Source organism: Pseudaquabacterium pictum (genome assembly GCF_005403045.1).
Lineage (GTDB): Bacteria > Pseudomonadota > Gammaproteobacteria > Burkholderiales > Burkholderiaceae_C > Pseudaquabacterium > Pseudaquabacterium pictum.
On sequence record NZ_BJCL01000002.1, the window covers coordinates 17,341 to 34,294 of the forward strand.

16 protein-coding genes and 1 pseudogene are annotated in these 16,954 nt (G+C 71.1%); 1 reads left to right on the forward strand and 16 read right to left on the reverse strand.

Annotated elements, in window-relative coordinates:
• Positions 1 to 7 precede the first annotated feature (7 nt).
• From FFT10_RS04095 to FFT10_RS04115, 5 genes are read right to left on the reverse strand one after another with little or no spacing between them, the layout of a single operon-like run.
• Positions 8 to 994 (reverse strand): tripartite tricarboxylate transporter substrate binding protein, encoded by a 987-nt coding sequence (locus tag FFT10_RS04095; RefSeq protein ID WP_137731518.1) that lies wholly within the window; start codon positions 992 to 994, stop codon positions 8 to 10.
• The gene (locus tag FFT10_RS04100) at positions 991 to 1,794 is read right to left on the reverse strand and encodes an enoyl-CoA hydratase/isomerase family protein (RefSeq protein WP_137731519.1); all 804 of its coding nucleotides are present in this window, start codon (positions 1,792 to 1,794) and stop codon (positions 991 to 993) included. The genes FFT10_RS04095 and FFT10_RS04100 overlap by 4 nt, the downstream gene beginning before the upstream one ends.
• Positions 1,794 to 2,942 carry an acyl-CoA dehydrogenase family protein gene (locus tag FFT10_RS04105; protein WP_137731520.1) on the reverse strand — a complete coding sequence of 383 codons (1,149 nt, stop codon included), beginning with the start codon at positions 2,940 to 2,942 and terminating at the stop codon, positions 1,794 to 1,796. Before FFT10_RS04105 ends, FFT10_RS04100 begins: the two co-directional genes overlap by 1 nt.
• A 29-nt stretch (positions 2,943 to 2,971) precedes the next feature.
• Positions 2,972 to 4,102, reverse strand: a complete 1,131-nt coding sequence (locus FFT10_RS04110) for an acyl-CoA dehydrogenase family protein (RefSeq protein ID WP_137731521.1) — start codon at positions 4,100 to 4,102, stop codon at positions 2,972 to 2,974.
• Positions 4,103 to 4,112: 10 nt separating this feature from the next.
• The gene (locus tag FFT10_RS04115) at positions 4,113 to 5,333 is read right to left on the reverse strand and encodes an acyl-CoA dehydrogenase family protein (RefSeq protein WP_228026947.1); all 1,221 of its coding nucleotides are present in this window, start codon (positions 5,331 to 5,333) and stop codon (positions 4,113 to 4,115) included.
• Positions 5,334 to 5,476: 143 nt separating this feature from the next.
• Here FFT10_RS04115 and FFT10_RS04120 point away from each other — a divergent pair, with 143 nt between their 5' ends.
• The gene (locus FFT10_RS04120) at positions 5,477 to 7,030 is read left to right on the forward strand and encodes a class I adenylate-forming enzyme family protein (RefSeq protein WP_228026948.1); all 1,554 of its coding nucleotides are present in this window, start codon (positions 5,477 to 5,479) and stop codon (positions 7,028 to 7,030) included.
• Positions 7,031 to 7,045: 15 nt separating this feature from the next.
• On the opposite strand, the gene FFT10_RS04125 is transcribed toward FFT10_RS04120, so the two are convergent.
• From FFT10_RS04125 to hutU, 11 genes and pseudogenes are all read right to left on the reverse strand, one after another.
• The gene (locus tag FFT10_RS04125; protein ID WP_137731523.1) at positions 7,046 to 7,396 is read right to left on the reverse strand and encodes an ArsC family reductase; all 351 of its coding nucleotides are present in this window, start codon (positions 7,394 to 7,396) and stop codon (positions 7,046 to 7,048) included.
• Positions 7,397 to 7,416: 20 nt separating this feature from the next.
• Positions 7,417 to 7,938: an outer membrane protein assembly factor BamE gene (locus tag FFT10_RS04130; protein WP_137731524.1), complete on the reverse strand. Its 522-nt coding sequence runs from the start codon at positions 7,936 to 7,938 to the stop codon at positions 7,417 to 7,419.
• A gap of 32 nt (positions 7,939 to 7,970) precedes the next feature.
• On the reverse strand, positions 7,971 to 8,915 hold the full coding sequence (locus FFT10_RS04135) for a DUF2145 domain-containing protein (RefSeq protein WP_228026949.1): 945 nt from the start codon (positions 8,913 to 8,915) through the stop codon (positions 7,971 to 7,973).
• Positions 8,916 to 8,922: 7 nt separating this feature from the next.
• Positions 8,923 to 9,390 carry a hypothetical protein gene (locus tag FFT10_RS04140; RefSeq protein WP_137731526.1) on the reverse strand — a complete coding sequence of 156 codons (468 nt, stop codon included), beginning with the start codon at positions 9,388 to 9,390 and terminating at the stop codon, positions 8,923 to 8,925.
• Positions 9,391 to 9,497: 107 nt separating this feature from the next.
• Entirely contained in the window at positions 9,498 to 10,292 is a 795-nt protein-coding gene (locus FFT10_RS04145; RefSeq protein ID WP_137731527.1) for an ABC transporter ATP-binding protein, read from the reverse strand.
• Positions 10,289 to 11,299 (reverse strand): GGDEF domain-containing protein, encoded by a 1,011-nt coding sequence (locus FFT10_RS04150; protein WP_162520688.1) that lies wholly within the window; start codon positions 11,297 to 11,299, stop codon positions 10,289 to 10,291. The genes FFT10_RS04145 and FFT10_RS04150 overlap by 4 nt, the downstream gene beginning before the upstream one ends.
• 77 nt (positions 11,300 to 11,376) lie before the next feature.
• Positions 11,377 to 12,153: an ABC transporter permease gene (locus FFT10_RS04155; protein WP_137731529.1), complete on the reverse strand. Its 777-nt coding sequence runs from the start codon at positions 12,151 to 12,153 to the stop codon at positions 11,377 to 11,379.
• Positions 12,150 to 13,096: pseudogene (locus FFT10_RS04160) on the reverse strand (ABC transporter substrate-binding protein). The gene FFT10_RS04155 and the pseudogene FFT10_RS04160 overlap by 4 nt, the downstream one beginning before the upstream one ends.
• A gap of 70 nt (positions 13,097 to 13,166) precedes the next feature.
• Positions 13,167 to 13,601 (reverse strand): DUF4399 domain-containing protein, encoded by a 435-nt coding sequence (locus FFT10_RS04165; protein ID WP_137731530.1) that lies wholly within the window; start codon positions 13,599 to 13,601, stop codon positions 13,167 to 13,169.
• 61 nt (positions 13,602 to 13,662) lie between these two features.
• On the reverse strand, positions 13,663 to 15,201 hold the full coding sequence (gene hutH / locus FFT10_RS04170; RefSeq protein WP_137731531.1) for a histidine ammonia-lyase: 1,539 nt from the start codon (positions 15,199 to 15,201) through the stop codon (positions 13,663 to 13,665).
• The gene (hutU, locus tag FFT10_RS04175) at positions 15,201 to 16,928 is read right to left on the reverse strand and encodes a urocanate hydratase (protein ID WP_137731532.1); all 1,728 of its coding nucleotides are present in this window, start codon (positions 16,926 to 16,928) and stop codon (positions 15,201 to 15,203) included. The genes hutH and hutU overlap by 1 nt, the downstream gene beginning before the upstream one ends.
• Positions 16,929 to 16,954 lie beyond the last annotated feature (26 nt).

Consider the following 16,954-nt stretch of genomic DNA (forward strand, 5'->3'; position numbering starts at 1 on the left):
CGGCCGGTCAATCCGCCTGGATGTTGCCGGCCTTGACCACCCGGCCCCACTTGGCCAGCTCGGCCGACAGGAACTGGCCGAACGCCTCGGCGCTGGTGGGCGCCGGCTCGGCACCGGCATCGTGCAGGCGGGCCTTGACCTCGGGCAGGGCCAGCACCCGGGCGATGTCGGCGCTCAGCTTCGCGGCCACCTCCCTGGGCGTGGCCGCGGGTGCCACGAAGCCGGCCCAGGAATAGGCGTCATAGCCTGGCACCCCCGCCTCGGCGAAGGTGGGCACGCCGGGAAACAGCTCGCTGCGCTGGGCCTGGGCCACGCCGATGGCGCGCAGCTTGCCGCCACGCACCTGGGGCAGCGCGGTGGGTGCGTCGGCAAACATCATCTGCACCTGCCCGCCCAGCACATCGGCCATGGCCGGCGCGCTGCCCTTGTAGGGCACGTGCAGCAGCTTGGTACCCGCCTGCAGGTCGAACAGTTCGCCCGCCAAGTGGGTGCCACCGCCGTTGCCGCTGCTGGCGTAGGCCAGCTTGCCGGGCGACTTCTTCGCCAGCGCGGTGAGCTCGGCCACGTTCTTCGCCTCGACGCCCGGTGCCAGCACCAGCACGATGGGGAAGCGCGCGCCGAAGGTCAGCGGCACGAAGTCCTTCTCGATGTCGTAAGGCAGCTTGGGCCGCAGCGCCGGCAGCACCGTGTGGTGGATGCTGCAGACGAACACGGTGTAGCCATCGGCCGGCGCCTTGGCGACGACATCGGCACCCACCTGGCCACCGGCGCCGGCGCGGTTCTCCACCAGCACCGGCTGGCCCCACAGCTCTTGCAGCTTCTGGCCGACGGTTCGGGCCACCGTGTCCACCGGCCCGCCGGCTGGGAACGGCACCACCAGCTTGACCGGACGGTTGGGAAACGGCCCGGTCTGCGCGAAGGCGGGTGCGGCCGCGGCCAGGGCCAGCCCGCCAGCCGCCGCCAGCAGCTGGCGGCGCATCGTCGGGCGGCTCATTCCGCCTGGCCGTAGACCGGCTTGCGCTTCTCCAGGAAGGCGCGGATGCCTTCGTTGAAGTCACCGCCGCGGGTGCACAGGATCTGGTTGCGGTCTTCCATCGCGATGGCCGCGCGCAGGCCGGGCGCGTCGATGTTGTGGTTCATGCAGTCCTTGGTCAGGCGCAGCGCCAGCGGCGTGGCGTTCAGCATCTCGGCCACCAGCTGGCGGGCCTCGGCCTCGATCTCGGCCAGCGGCCCCACCTTGCTGACGAAGCCCATGTGGTAGGCCCGGTCGGCATGCAGGAAGCGGCCGGTCAGCAGCATCTCGGCCGCCAGCGAGGCGCCCACCATGCGTGGCAGGAAGTAGCTGCTGCCCATGTCGCAACCGCTGACGCCGATCTTGATGAAGGCGGCATTGAAGCGGGCATCGGGCGTGCACAGCCGGATGTCGCTGGCCAGCGCGATGCCCAGGCCACCGCCGGCCGCCGCGCCCTGCACGATGCTGATGATGGGCTGCGGGCATTCGCGCATCGCGATCATGATGTCGCGGATGGCCTTCTGCCCGGCCAGGCCGGCCTGCACATCGCGCGGCGCGGCGCCGGTGCGGTCCTTCAGGTCCAGCCCGGCGCAGTAGCCGCGGCCGGCGCCCTGCAGCACCACCACGCGGATGCCGGGCCGGTCCTGCAGCGCCTGGAAGTAGGTCCGCAGCGCATCCGTCAGGCCCTGGTTGAGCGCATTCAGCCGCTCGGGCCGGTTCATCGTGAGCCAGGCGACGCCGTCGCGCTCGTCGATCAGCAGGGGGGTCTCTTGGTCGCTCATCACAGTGCCCTCGAGATCACTTCCTTCATGATCTCGCTGGTGCCGCCGTAGATGCGCTGCACCCGCGCATCGGCATACATGCGGGTGATCATGTACTCGCTCATGAAGCCGTAGCCGCCGAACAGCTGCAGGCATTCGTCCAGCACCTTGCCCTGCTGCTCGGCCCCCCACAGCTTGGCCATGCTGGCGGTGGCGGTGTCGAGCTTGCCGGCCACCAACTGCTCGACGCAGCGGTCGATGAAGGCGCGGCCCACCTGGATGGTGGTGGCCACCTCGGCCAGCTTGAAGCGGGTGTTCTGCAGGTCGGCGATCGGCTTGCCGAAGGCCTTGCGGTCGCGCACATAGGCCAGCGTGGCCTCGTAGGCGCCTTCCATCGTGGCCAGCGCGGTCACGCCGATGATCAGCCGCTCGTACGGCAGATCCCCCATCAGCTGGTAGAAGCCCTGGCCCTCGTTGCCGCCCAGCAGGTTGGCGGCCGGCACAGTGACGTCATCGAAGAACAGCTCGGAGGTGTCCTGGCTCTTCATGCCCAGCTTGTCGAGCACGCGGCCGACGCGGAAGCCCGGGCAGTCCTTGGTCTCGACGATCAGGATCGACGTGCCCCGCGCGCCCTGCGTGGGGTCGGTCTTGCAGACCACCAGGATCACGTCGGCCAGGTAGCCGTTGGTGATGAAGGTCTTGCTGCCATTGATGACGTAGCTGTCTCCCCGCTTCTCGGCCCGCGTGCGGATGCCCTGCAAATCACTGCCGGCGCCGGGCTCGGTCATCGCGATGGCGCCCACCAGTTCGCCGCGGGCCATCATCGGCAGGTAGCGGTCTTTCTGGGCTGGCGTGCCGTGGTTCAGGAAGTAGTGCGCCACGATGGTGTGCACCGAGTTGCCCCAGCCGCTGATGCCGCGGCGCGAACACTCCTCGTACAGCACCGCCTCATGGCGGAAATCGCCGCCGGCGCCGCCGTAGGCCTCGGGGATGTCGGTGCACAGCAGGCCCAGCGTGCCGGCCTTGGTCCACAGGCCGCGGCCGACGTTGCCGCGCTTGCGCGCGGCCTCGTCATCGGCCACCAGTTCTTCCTCGACGAAACGGGCGCAGGTGTCGCGCCACTGGTTCAGGTCGTCGTCCATCCAGCTGCGGGTGAAGCTCAGGGCCATCGGGATCTCCAAAAGGGATGAAAGTCAGGTCAGGTCAGGGCGGGCTGCGCTGCCTGTGCCATCTGCCAATGCGCCACGCGCTGCAGGTGCACGGCCAGGCCGCCCTGGTGGTGTTCGATCAGCGTCAGGCGCTGGAAGCCGTGGCCGATGGCCAGCTCCTCGGTCATGCCCATGCCGCCGTGCAGCTGCACCGCGCCCTGGCCGACGGTGCGGGCGCTGCGCGCCACCTGCACCTGGCAGGTGGCCACGGCGCGGCTGCGGTCGGCGGCGGGCTGGTCCATCGCCGCCAGTGTGGCGGCCACCAGCGCCCGCGCCTGCAGCAGGGCCATGTGCATGTCGGCCAGCCGGTGCTGGGTGACCTGGAAGCTGGCGATGGCCACGCCGAACTGCTTGCGCTGGCGCACGTAGTCCAGCGTGTCGCGCAGCAGGCGCTGCATCACGCCCACGGCTTCAGCGCCGGTGGCCAGCAGGGCTTCGTCGGCCACCTGCTGCAGCAGCGGCAGCACGTTGCCCACATCCGGCAACGCGTCGGTGGGCGTGCGGTCGAAGGCCAGCTCGGCCGCCCAACTGCCATCGGCCAGCCGCACATCGCGCTGGGTGACACCAGCCGCGCCGGGGCGCACCAGGGCCAGGCGCAGCATGCCGGCGGCATCGCGCGCACTGACCAGCCAGTGCGTGGCCTGCGGCGCACCGCGCACCAGGGCCTTGCGTCCGCTGAGCCTGCCGTCGGCCTGCAGCCGGCTGGCCACCTGGTCCAGGTCATGCCGGGCGCCGGGCTCCAGCGCGGCCAGCACCGGGCGCACCGCGCCATCGGCCACGCCGGCCAGCAGGCGCTGGGCGGCTTCGCCGGGCAGACGCTGCAGCAGGCCGGCGCCGGTGACCAGGCAGGCGCTGTAGGGCTCGGCCAGCAACGACTGGCCCAGCGCCTGCAGGATCACCAGGTGGTCGGCCAGGCTGCCGCCCTGCCCGCCCAGGGCCTCGGGCAGCGCGGCACCCAGCAGGCCCAGCTGCTGGGCCAGGCCGGTCCACAGCGGCTGGATGGCGCCGGGCGTGGCCAGCAGCGCGGCGCGGCGCTCGAAGGGCGCGTTGTCCTGCAGCCAGCGCTGCAGGCTGCTCTGCAGCAGCGCCTGGGTGTCGTCCAGCGGAAAGATCGAATCCATGGCGGCCTCGTCAGTGCGCCGCCAGCAGGTGCTGGGCGATCAGGTTGCGTTGCACTTCATTCGTGCCGGCGTAGATGCTGGCCGCGCGGTCGTTCAGGTAGGTGCCCATGGCCCACAGCGCGTCTTCCGGCAGCGCCAGCGCATGGGCGCCGGCCTCGCCGGCCGGCAGGCGCGCCGCGGCGTACGGGCCGGCGATGGTGACGGCCAGCTCGGTGAGGTGCTGGCGCAGCTCGGTGCCCAGCAGCTTGCCGACGTTGGGCGCCACCGGGTGGTCGACGCCGCGCATGCGGTCGGCCAGCACCTGCTGCTCCAGCGCATGCAGGGCATCGACGCGGCACAACGCATCGGCCAGGCCGGTGGCCACGGCCTGGCGCTCGGCATCGTCGGCCGGACGGGTGGCAAACGCGGCGGTGGCCATGGCCTGCAGCCGCACCAGCCGGGCGCGCAGGGCCGGGGTGTAGGTGCCGCCACGCTCATGCACCAGCAGGTACTTGGCGATGATCCAGCCCTGGTTCTCCTGGCCCAGCAGGGCCGAAGCCGGCACCCGCACATCGTCGAAGAACACCTGGTTCAGCTCATGGTCGCCCGAGATGCTGATGATCGGCCGCACGGTGATGCCCGGCAGGTCCATGTCGAACAGCAGGAAGCTGATGCCCTGCTGCGGCTTGCCGCTGGTGCTGGTGCGCACCAGGCAGAAGATGCGGTTGGCCCACTGGGCATGGGTGGTCCAGATCTTGGTGCCGTTGACGACGTAGTGGTCGCCATCGCGCACCGCGCGGCACTGCAGCGACGCCAGATCCGAGCCCGAGCCCGGCTCGCTGTAGCCCTGGCACCAGTAGTCGTCGCCGTTGCGGATGCCGGGCAGCCAGCGCTGCTTCTGCTCCTCGGTGCCGTAGGCCAGCACCACCGGCGCCACCATGCGCACGCCCTGCGGCGCCAGCGCCGGCGCATGGGCGGCGGCGCATTCGCTGGCGAAGATGTCGTGCTGGCGCGCCGTCCAGCCGGTGCCGCCCCATTCCACCGGCCAGTGCGGCACGCTCCAGCCCTGCTTGGCCAGGGCGCGGAACCAGGGCCGGCCGGCCGGCGCATCGGTGAAGATGCCGGCAGTGCGGCGGCCGGCGAGGCGCAGCTCGGGCGTCAGCGCGGCATCCAGGAACCGGCGCACCTCGGCGCGGAACCCGGCGTCGTCGGCGTCGGACGGGATGGCGGCGGCAGCGGTGGTGGCAGGCACGGGCGATTTCCGATCACGGTCTGACGGCAGGGTGAACGCAGTCTCACATGGCCCCCCGTGGCCATGAATCGTCGAAAGCGACGATGTGACCGCAGACGGTGCATCGGTCCAATCGTGGCATGCGCACCACTCCGTCTGCCCCCGTGCCCCTTTCGTCGGCGCCCGACACCATCGGCGACCACCTGACGCTGGCCGGCCGACAGCGGTGCGAGGCCTCCGCCGTCATCGACAACGGCCTGCACTACCGCTGGAGCGCGCTGGACGCCGCCAGCGACCAGCTGGCCTGCGGCCTGCTGGGCCTGAAGCTGCAGCGTGGCGACCGCATCGGCATCATCGGCCTGAACCAGGTCGAATGGCTGGTGCTGTTCTACGCCGCCGCCAAGATCGGCGTGGCGGTGGTGGGTCTGAGCGTGCGCTACCGCGACACCGAGCTGGAGGCCATGCTGGGCGACAGCCAGGCCAAGGTGGTGTTCACGCTGCAGGAGCACGAGGGCTTCGACTTCATCGCCATGCTGCAGCGGCTGGGCCCAAGGCTGCCGGCGCTGCGCCATGTGATCGCCATCGACGGCAGCGGCCTCAACAGCCTGGCCGCGCTGGCCGCCACGCCGCTGGAGGCCGGCCGCCTGTCGGCCGTGCGCCGCCGGGTGCTGGCCGACGATGTGGCGATGGTGATCTACACCTCGGGCACCACCGGCCGGCCCAAGGGCGCGGGCCTCACCCACCGCAGCCTGCTGGCCGCCGCCACCGCCCAGGCACGCCACACCCGGGTGACCGGCCAGGATGTGCTGCACCTGGCCAACCCGCTGAACCATGTGGGCGGCATCACCTGCGGCGTGCTCACCCACCTGGTGGGCGGCGGCACCGTGGTGCTGGTGCCCGAGTTCAAGGCCGACCGCATGATCGCGCTGATGCAGCAGCACCGGCCCACGCTGCTGGCCGGCGTGCCCACGGTGCTGACATTGCTGCTGATGCATGCCCGCATCGACGCGGTCGACCTGTCGGCGGTGCGGCTGGTGTTCTCCGGCGGCTCCAATGTCGATGCCGCGCTGCTGCAGCGCCTGGCCGGGCGCATGCCGCAGGCCACGCTGATGAACCTGTACGGCCTGACCGAAACCTCCGGCGCCATCGTGATGACGCCCTGGGAGCGGACGGACGCCGACCTGATGGGCACCATCGGCCAGCCCTTCGACAGCGCCCGCCTGAAGGTGATGGCGCCCAATGGCGAGCCGGTGAAGCCCGGCACGGTGGGCGAGCTGTGGTTCCAGGGCGCCGGCGTGGTGCCGGGCTACATCGGCGCCGCCGCGGGCCAGGGCTTCAGCGCCGACGGCTGGCTGCAGACCGGCGACCTGGGCATGGTCGACGCCCGCGGCATCATCACCCTGAAGGGCCGCGCCAAGGACATGTACATCCAGGGTGGCTTCAACGTCTACCCGGCCGAGGTGGAGGCGCTGATCCACCGCCATCCCGGCGTGGTGATGGCCGCCGGCATCGGCGTGCCCGATGCGGTGATGGGCGAGGTGGGCCGGGTCTACGTGATCCCCAAGCCCGGCAGCAACCTGCGCGAAGGTGATGTGCGCGACTGGTGCGCCCAGCACCTGGCCGACTACAAGGTGCCGCGCCAGGTCGTGCTGCGCGATGCCCTGCCGATGACGCCGGCCGGCAAGATCCACAAGGCGGCCTTGCGCGCCGAGGCCTGACGGCCGGCGCGCCGGCTAGACCCGGCGCGCGAAGTCGGCTTCGTCGAAGCCGACCGTGATGGCGCCGTCGGGCCATTCCACCACCGGGCGCTTGACCACGCTGGCCTGGTCTCGCATCAGCGCCTGGGCGCTGGCGGCGTCCACCACCGCGGCCTTCTGCGCCTCGTCCAGCTTGCGCCAGGTGGTGCCCTGGCGGTTGAGCACCCGCTCCCAGCCGGCGCTGGCCACCCAGGCGGCCAGCCGATCGGCAGGCACGCCGGCCTTCTTGAAGTCATGGAACTGCACCGTGGCGCCCTGCCCGGCCAGCCAGGCCCGGGCGCGCTTGACGGTGTCGCAGTTGGGGATGCCGTAGAGGGTGATGGTCATCGGATCAGCAGATCAACGGGTCATTCGTCGGCGTCGCAGCGCGGGTCGGGCAGGAAGGAGGCACCGCCACGCACCCGGCCATCGGGCTCGAAGGTGATGCGCACCCACTGGCATTCATAGGTGGGATAGCGCCAGGACCAGGTCTGCCGGTTCATGTACTCGCCGGCCTTGTCGGCCGGACGGCCCAGCAGCAGCAGCACGTCATCGCGGCGCATGCCGTGGCGCACCTTGGCGAAATTGGCCTCGGTCAGCACCTGCTGGCTGGCGGTGACGCGGCCGTCGCCGCCCAGGTCGACCATCAGCGTGGTGCGGCCGTAGGGGCCGGTGGCGTACTCCAGGCGCTGGGCGCCGGCCGGCAGGGTGTAGCGGCCGGTGGGCGTGCCCAGCCGGGCCAGGACCTCGGCCTCGGTCTGGCCCGGCGTGGCCATGGGCTCCTGCAGCACCGCGCAGCCGGCCAGCACCGCCACCAGCCCGACCAGCGCCAGCAAGCCGCCGCTACGGACAATACGGTGGTGGGTGTTGCGGTGGACGGTGGGCGGCATCGGGGGCTCCGGTCGGACAGGCAGGGCCCGCATCATGCACCGATGCCGCCGACCGGTGCCGGCTGCAGCGGAATCACCCGGTCGCCAGCGGCAGGTTGGCAGCCGGCGCCCAGCGGCGTCCAGCCCTGGCGCACCACGATCTTCTGCAGGTCGTGGCAGAACTCGACACGCTGCACGCCCGGCACCTGGCGCTGCACGAAGGCGGCGATCGATGCGGGCATGCTGACGTCGAACTGCTGGGCACGCACCGCCTCGGGCGGATGGTCGTCGGTGTGCAGCCAGGGCATCACCGCGCCGGCCAGCGTCACCAGCGGGTTGTGCACGGTGATGCGGGTGGGCACGTAGCCCCGCTGCCGCAGCCACTGCTGGGCCTGGGCACGGGCCGCTGCCGGACCATCGCCGGGCGCGGGCGCAGGCAATCCGCCCCAGGCCTGGGCCAGCAGCTCGGCCACCCACTGGTTGCAGTTCTGGTAGCGGGTGCTGAAGGCATGGGCATTGGCGCTGTAGCTGGCACCCAGCACCTGCTGCGCCAGGCGGACGTCCAGCGCGGCGGCCTCCAGCGGCCGCTCGGCCGCCTCGGGCAGCAGCAGCAGCACGATGTGGCCCTGCGCCGGATCGGCGCCGCCGAGCAGGAAGCCGGGCAGGCCCTGGTCGAACAGCCGCGGCTGCCCGATGTCGCAGTCGTAGTACAGCTGGCGCACCGACCAGGGCGTGTTCGGGCTGGCCCGCAGGCTGATGCCGGCATGGCTGTAGCGCTGCGCGAAGCGGCGCAAGTCGGTGCCGGCGCGGGCGATCAGGGCCAGGCGCTGGCCGGACTGGTCCAGCGTCTCGCGCACCACCGCAGCAAAGCGGAACAGGCGGTCGTGCTGCACCGCATCCAGCGCCGGCGGCGCGGCGCAGTGGCGCAGCAGGTCGGCCTGGGCCGCGGTGGCCGCCAGCAGGCCGGCGGCGGCCAGCAGCCCTGCGTGCCGCGTCAAGATGGCGTCACAGCACCACCGGCCGGGCGTCCAGCTCGCGCTGGAAGCCATCGGTCAGCACCAGGAAGAAGGCCTGGCGGCTGCCGTCGTGCACGAACTCGGTGCCGTAGGCCTGCGGCCGGGCGGTGATGGTCTGGCCGGCGGCCAGCCGGTGCTGCACCGCAATCGCCTTGGGCAGCACCAGCACATGGGCCGGCTCGGCCGCGTCCGGCGCCAGGGCCTGCAGCTGCAGGCGCACCTGGCCGGGCTGGTCGGCCAGCTCGGCCACGTCGGTGATGCGGTAGGGGCCCATCGCCGCCCTCTGCCGGCCGCTGGAGCTGTTGCTGGAGGCCTCGCTGGACGCCGAGCTGCCCACCGAAGCCGACGACCCACCGGCCGCCGACGAGGCGCTGAGGCCGCCAGCCTGTGCGGTGGACACCAGGCCGCCGAGCAGCAGCGCCGTGGCGGCCAGGGACTGCAGGGAAAAGGTCTTCATCACGCGCTCCGGTGGCCCGTGGGCCCGCACGCTGCGGGCCCCACGCCAGCATCATACGGAGCGCTGCGCCAGCCACGTGCAACCGGCGGTGCGGCCACCGTGGCCGTTCAGGCCAGCGCCTGGGAGGCGCGCACCTCGTCGCGCACCTGCTCGGTCAGCTCGGCCTTCAGCGCGGCGAACGGTGGTGTGGTCTTCACCGCATAGTGGCGCGGGTGCGGCAGCGGCACCACCAGGTCGCGCTTGATGCGGCCCGGCCGGGCGCTCATCACCACCACCCGGCTGCCGAGGAACACCGCCTCGTCGATGTCGTGGGTGACGAACAGCACCGTGGTGCGCTCGGCCTCCCAGATGCCCAGCAGCAGCTCCTGCATCAGCTCGCGGGTCTGGTGGTCGAGTGCGCCGAAGGGCTCGTCCATCAGCAGCATGCGGGGCCGGTTGGCCAGCGCGCGGGCGATGGCCACCCGCTGCTGCATGCCGCCCGACAGCTGCTTGGGAAAGTGCTGCTCGAAGCCGCGCAGCCCCACCTTGTGCAGGAAGGCGTTGGCCGCCTCCAGCTGCTGCGGCCGCGGCACGCCGCGCTCGCGCAGGCCGAAACAGACGTTGTCCAGCACCGTCAGCCAGGGGAACAAGGTGTAGCTCTGGAACACCATGCCGCGGTCGGCGCCCGGGCCGGTGATGCGCTGGCCGTCCAGCAGCACCTGGCCGGCGGTGGGCGTGTCCAGCCCGGCGACGATGCGCAGCAGCGTGCTCTTGCCGCAGCCACTGGGGCCGAGGATGGTGACGAAATCGTTCTCGGCCACATCCAGGTCAGTGGCCTGCAGGGCCAGCGTGCCACCGCTGGCCGATGCAAAGCGGCGCTCGACGCCGCGCACCTGCAGCAGGACGGGGGGCGTTGCGGTCATGCCGAGATCTCCACGCGGTTGCGGCCATCGTGCTTGGCCTGGTAGAGCGCCTGGTCGGCGGCATCCAGCCACTGGTCGGCGCTGTGCTGCGGCCGCTGCACCCCCACGCCGATGCTCACGGTGATCGGGTGGCCGGGCAGCGGCGGGTTGGCGGCGATGCGCGCGCGCAGACTCTCGGCCACCTGCCGGGCGTCCTGCGCCGAGGTGCGCGGCAGCAGCAGCACGAACTCCTCGCCGCCGGTGCGGAAAAGCATGTCGCTCTGCCGCTTGCGGGCCGACACCGTGGCCACCAGCGCCACCAGCACCGCATCGCCGGCGGCATGGCCGTGCTGGTCGTTGATGGCCTTGAAGTGGTCGACATCGATGGCCAGCAGCGCGTTCATGCCCTGCACATCGCTGCCCGGGCGCGTCAGCAGGGCCAGCTGCTGCGCCAGATGGCGGCGGTTGTAGGCACCGGTGAGCGGGTCGGTCAGTGTCTGCTGCACCAGGGCGCGCTGCAGATCACCCACCACGTTGAGCACCACGTTGATCATGACCTGCGTGAGCACCAGGGTGGCACCGAAGCGCACGCCCACCGGCATGCCTAGCGCCCGCCAGGCCAGCGCGGTGGCCACCACCGTCATGGCTGCGCTCAGCGCCATGGCCTGCTTGCGCGGCAGCACGAAATAGCTGACGAAGGCGGCAGGAAACGCCCAGAACGTGCCGTTCAGGCCCAGCCGCTCGATCGACCCGCACACCGCCAGCATGAACCCCAGGGTCATCAGCCAGAACGGCACCGGTGCCTGGCGGCCGCGGCGCAGCGCCCAGGCGTTGGCGCCCATCATCACCTGGGCGGCGAAGATCAGCGCGCCCAGCGCCAGGCGGTCGGCCAGCAGGTGGTTGACGGTGAAGGGCAGCAGCAGCACGACCGACACCGCACTGAGGATCAGCGCAATGCGGTCGCGGTGGTCGGCCAGTGCGTCGTCGTCCACGCGCAGGGCACGGTACAGCCGGGCCAGGAACTCCATCCCAGCACCATCGGTGCGCGGCGGCCGCACTTGAGTGCGGCACGGCCCCCAGGCCCGTCCGAGCGTGAAGGCCGTCATCACCGCAGCTGCGCCCACGGGAACAGGCGCCGGTTGACGGCCTTGAACACCATGTCGCTGACCAGCCCGATCAGGCCGATGACGAGGATGCCGAAGATGATCTGGTCGGTGGCCAGCAGGGCCTGGCTGTCGGTGATCATGTGGCCGATGCCGCTGGAGGCGCCGATCAGCTCGGCCACGATCACATAGGTCCAGGCCCAGCCCAGCACCATGCGCAGGATCTCGGCGATCTCGGGCGCGGCACCGGGGATCAGCACCCGCCGCACCAGGCTGGCATCGGTGCTGCCCAGGGTGTAGGCGGCCTCCACCAGATCGCGCCGGGTGTTGCCCACCACCACCGCCACCATCAGCACCAGCTGGAAGAAGCTGCCGATGAAGATGACGGCCAGCTTCTGCGCCTCGCCAATGCCGGCCCACAGGATCAGCAGCGGGATGAAGGCCGAGGCCGGCAGGTAGCGGGCAAACGAGACGAAGGGCTCGAAGAAGGCCTCCACCGGCTTCCAGGCGCCCATGGCCACGCCCAGCGGCAGCGCCAGCGCGGCGGCGATGGCGAAGCCGCCCAGCACCCGCCACACCGTCATGCCGATGTCCTCGGCAAAGTCCATCTCGGTGAGCAGCACCCAGCCGCTCTTGAGCATGGTGACCGGGTCGGCCAGGAAGGTCTTCTGCACGAAGCCGCCCAGCGTGGCCACCGCCCACACCGCGAAGAACAGCACGAAGAAGGCGACGCCGAGCACGACCCGCGTGCCCGGCGCCACCGGCTGCAGCGGCTTCACTGGAGGAAGCGGGTGTCGGCCAGCTTGCTCAGGTCCGGGATGGCCCGGATGATGCCGGCCTCCAGCAGCAGGTCGGCGGCTTCCTTGCTGAAGGCGGCATGCTCGCCGGCAAAGAACTTCAGGTTGGCTGCACGGTCTTGCCAGCGCAGGTAGGCCTGGCTCTTCTCGAAGGCCTCGGCGGTCTGCTTCACATCCGCGCCCATGATCTCGAAGCTCTTCTTCGGCTCGGCCTTGATCATGGCCAGCGCGTCGAAGTAGCCGTCGGCCAGGGCCTTGGCGGCCTTGGGGTTTTCGGCCAGGAACTTGGGCGTGCAGCCGAAGGTGTCCATCACCATCGGGTAGTCCAGCGTGGTGGCGATGATCTTGCCGGCCTCGGGCTTGGCCCGCACCGCGCTGAGGAAGGGCTCGTAGGTCATGGCCGCGTCGACGCCGTCGGTGCCGGCGATCATCGCGTTGGCCGCGGCCTGGGGCTCCAGGTTGACGATCTTCACGTCCTTCAGGCCCAAGCCGTTCTTCTTCAGCATCCAGGCCAGGCCGAAGTACGGCGCGGTGCCGGGGGCGCTGGCGGCCACCGTCTTGCCCTTCAGGTCGCTGATCTTGGTGATGCCGGGCTTGACCACCATGCCGTCGGCGCCGAAGCTCTTGTCGAGCTGGAAGATCTGGGTGGTGGCCACGCCGTTGGCGTTCAGACGATCCAGGTCTCCACCGTGGTGGCGGCGCACTGGATGTCGCCGCTGGCGATCGCCAGGTGGCGGTCTTTCTGCGGGATCTTCTTGATCGACACATCCAGCCCGTGCTTCTTGAACAGCCCGGCCTCCTTGGCCAGGGTGAGCGGGGCGAAGCCCGTCCAGCCGCTGATGCCGATGGCGACCTTGGTCTCCTGGGCCTGGGTGGCGACGGACAGCGTGGCGGCCAGGGCCAGCAGCGACAACCGGGGCAGCAGACGCGACAACGGACGGGGCAGCAGGTTCACGGGCAATCTCCTCGGGGGTTGGTGGTGGGCGGGGAATCGGTCACTTCACCGTGACAGTGATGGTCTGGCTCAGCGCGGGTCCGTAGCTCTGGTGGGCGCCGTTGGCAAACTGGGCGGTGAGCTTGTAGGTGCCGGGCGGCAGCGTCACCTCGGTCTCGGTCTGGCCCTTGCCGAAGTGCAGGTGCTGCTCGGTGAACGGCACCGAGGTGCCGGCCGGCAGCGGGCCGACATTGATCAGCAGGTGGTGGTGGCCGCTGAGGGCCACCACGTCACCCGCCGGCGCCACCGCCAGCCCCTGCACGCCGAAGCGCAGCTTGAACGGGCTGCTGACCGTGGCGCCATCGGCCGGCTCGACGATGGACACCGCCGGCCCGGCGGCTGGGGTGGCGGGGTGGTGGTGGGCGCAGCCAGCCAGACCGGTGACCAGCGCAGCGGCGACGACACAGGCAGACGGGAACATCCAGCGGCGGGTCATGGCAGTCCTTCTTGGTGGGTGGTGGCCAGAGTCGGCTGCTGCATTCTGGCGGCTGCGCCGCTCAACCCGGCTGCCAGAGTGCCGGCAGGTCCGGCAGGCTTTGCAGGATGTGTGCCAGCGCACCGCTGTGCACCAGGCCGCTGGCGGTGTGGATCTCGGGCGCCAGGTAACGGTCGACCGGCACGGCCGCACTGTGCTGGCGCAGCAGTGCATGCGCGGCCTCCAGCGGCGCCGAGCTGCGCAGCGGACGCAGGAATTCGATGCCCTGGGCGGCGGCCAGCCACTCGATGCCCAGGATGTGGGCCACGTTGTCGATCATCGGCTGCAGCCGGCGCGCGGCGAAGGTGGCCATGCTGACATGGTCTTCCTGGTTGGCGCTGGTGGGCAGGCTGTCGACGCTGGCCGGGTGGGCCAGGCTCTTGTTCTCGCTGGCCAGGCTGGCGGCCGTCACATGGGCGATCATGAAGCCGCTGTTCAGGCCGGCGTTGGCCGTCAGGAACGGCGGCAGGCGCGACACGCTGCTGTCGATCAGCATGGCGATGCGGCGCTCGGCGATGGCGCCCACCTCGGCGATGGCGCAGGCCATCGCGTCGGCCGCCAGGGCCACCGGCTCGGCGTGGAAGTTGCCGCCGGAAATCATCGCCCCGTCTTCGGCAAACACCAGCGGGTTGTCGGTGACGGCGTTGGCCTCGCGCAGCAGCACCTGGGCGGCGTGGCGCAGCTGGTCCAGGCAGGCGCCCACCACCTGCGGCTGGCAGCGCAGGCAGTACGGGTCCTGCACGCGGTCGTCGCCTTCGGTGTGGCTGGCGCGGATGGCGCTGCCGGCCAGCAGATCGCGGTAGACCCGGGCCACGTCGATCTGGCCGGGCTGGCCGCGCAGCGCATGGATGCGCGCGTCGAACGGGCCGTCGCTGCCGCGGGCGGCATCGACCGTCAGCGCACCGATCACCAGCGCAGACTCCAGCACCGGCTGGAAGGCGAACAACGCATGCAGGGCCAGCGCGGTGCTGGTCTGGGTGCCGTTGATCAGCGCCAGGCCTTCCTTGGCTTCCAGCGTGAGCGGGCGGATGCGGTGGCGGGCCAGCACCTCGGCCGCCGGCTGGCGCTGGCCGTCGACGACGAATTCACCCTCGCCCAGCAGGGCCAGCACCATGTGGCTGAGCGGCGCCAGGTCGCCGGAGGCGCCGACCGAGCCCTGGCTGGGCACGCACGGCACCAGGCCGGCGTTGTGCACCGCCAGCAGCGTGTCGATCACCACCGGCCGCACGCCCGAGTGCCCCCGGGCCAGGCTGGCTGCCTTGGTGGCCAGCATCAGGCGCACCACCGGCGCGGCGAGCGGCTCGCCCACGCCCACGCTGTGGCTGCGGATCAGGTTGCGCTGCAGCGTGGCCAGGTCGTCGGCGCTGATGCGGGTGCCGGCCAGCTTGCCGAAGCCGGTGTTGACGCCGTAGACCGGCGCATCCCCGGCGGCCGCAGCTTGCACCACCGCGGCGCTGGCCTGGATGGCCGGCAGCGCGGCGGGGTCGATCAGCAGCGGCTGGCCTCCGGCGTGGATGGCCTGCAGTTCATCGAGCGACAGGTGTCCGGGGCGCAGCAGCATCAGCGGGCTCCCGCCAGGCTGAGCAGCGGCAGGTTCAGGCCCTGGTCGCGGGCGCAGGCCACCGCCTCGGCATAGCCGGCATCGGCATGGCGCATCACGCCGGTGGCGGGGTCGTTCCACAGCACGCGCTCGATGCGCTTGGCCGCCGCGTCGGTGCCGTCGCAGACGATCACCACGCCGCTGTGCTGGCTGTAGCCCATGCCCACGCCACCGCCATGGTGCAGGCTGACCCAGGTGGCGCCGCCGGCGGTGTTCAGCAGCGCGTTGAGCAGCGGCCAGTCGCTCACCGCATCGCTGCCGTCCAGCATGGCCTCGGTCTCGCGGTTGGGGCTGGCCACGCTGCCGGAATCCAGGTGGTCGCGGCCGATGACGATTGGCGCCTTCAGCTCGCCGTTCTTCACCATCTCATTGAAGGCCAGGCCGGCGCGGTGGCGCTCGCCCAGGCCGATCCAGCAGATGCGCGCCGGCAGGCCCTGGAAGGCGATGCGCTCACCGGCCATGTCCAGCCAGCGGTGCAAATGCGCATCCTCGGGGAACAGCTCCTTCATCTTGGCGTCGGTCTTGCGGATGTCCTCCGGGTCACCCGACAGCGCCACCCAGCGGAACGGCCCCTTGCCGCGGCAGAACAGCGGCCGCACATAGGCCGGCACGAAGCCGGGGAAGTCGAAGGCATTCTGGACGCCGGCATCGAAGGCGACCTGGCGGATGTTGTTGCCGTAGTCGACCGTGGGCACGCCCATGGCCTGGAAGGCCAGCATGGCCTGCACATGGGCGGCGCAGCTCTGGGCAGCCGCCTGGCGCAGGGCGGCATGCTGGCTGTCATCGGCACGGGCGGCCTGCCACTGGTCCACCGTCCAGCCGGCAGGCAGGTAGCCGTTGACCAGGTCGTGCGCACTGGTCTGGTCGGTCACCAGATCCGGTTTCACACCACGGCGCACCAGCTCGGGCAGCACGTCGGCCGCATTGCCCAGCAGCGCGATGCTGACGGCCTTGCCTTCGGCGGTGTAGCGGGCGATGCGGGCCAGCGCGTCATCCAGGTCGGTGGCCTGCTCGTCGACATAGCGGCTGCGCAGGCGGAAATCGATGCGGCTCTGCTGGCATTCGATGTTCAGCGAGCAGAAGCCGGCGAAGCTGGCGGCCAGCGGCTGGGCGCCACCCATGCCGCCCAGGCCGGCCGTCAGGATCCAGCGGCCGGTGGCCACGCCGCCGAAATGCTGGCGGGCGGCTTCGACAAAGGTCTCGTAGGTGCCCTGCACGATGCCCTGGCTGCCGATGTAGATCCAGCTGCCGGCGGTCATCTGGCCGTACATCATCAGGCCCTTGCGGTCGAGCTCGGAGAAGTGTTCCCAGGTGGCCCACTTGGGCACCAGGTTGCTGTTGGCGATCAGCACCCGCGGCGCATCGGCATGGGTGCGGAACACGCCCACGGGTTTGCCGCTCTGCACCAGCAGGGTCTCGTCGTCGCCCAGCGCGCGCAGGGCCACCAGCATGGCCTCGTAGCAATCCCAGTTGCGGGCGGCCTTGCCGATGCCGCCGTAGACCACCAGCGCATCCGGGTTCTCGGCCACCTCGGGGTCGAGGTTGTTCTGCAGCATGCGGTAGGCGGCTTCGGTCAGCCAGCTCTTGCAGCTGAGGGTGCTGCCGCGCGGGGCGCGCACCGGGTGCGGCTGGGCCACGGCTTGAACCGCATTTTGAACGGCGGATTGCACGGCGGACAGGTCGGTCATGGCGGGCTCCCGGAGCGTCGGTGAAA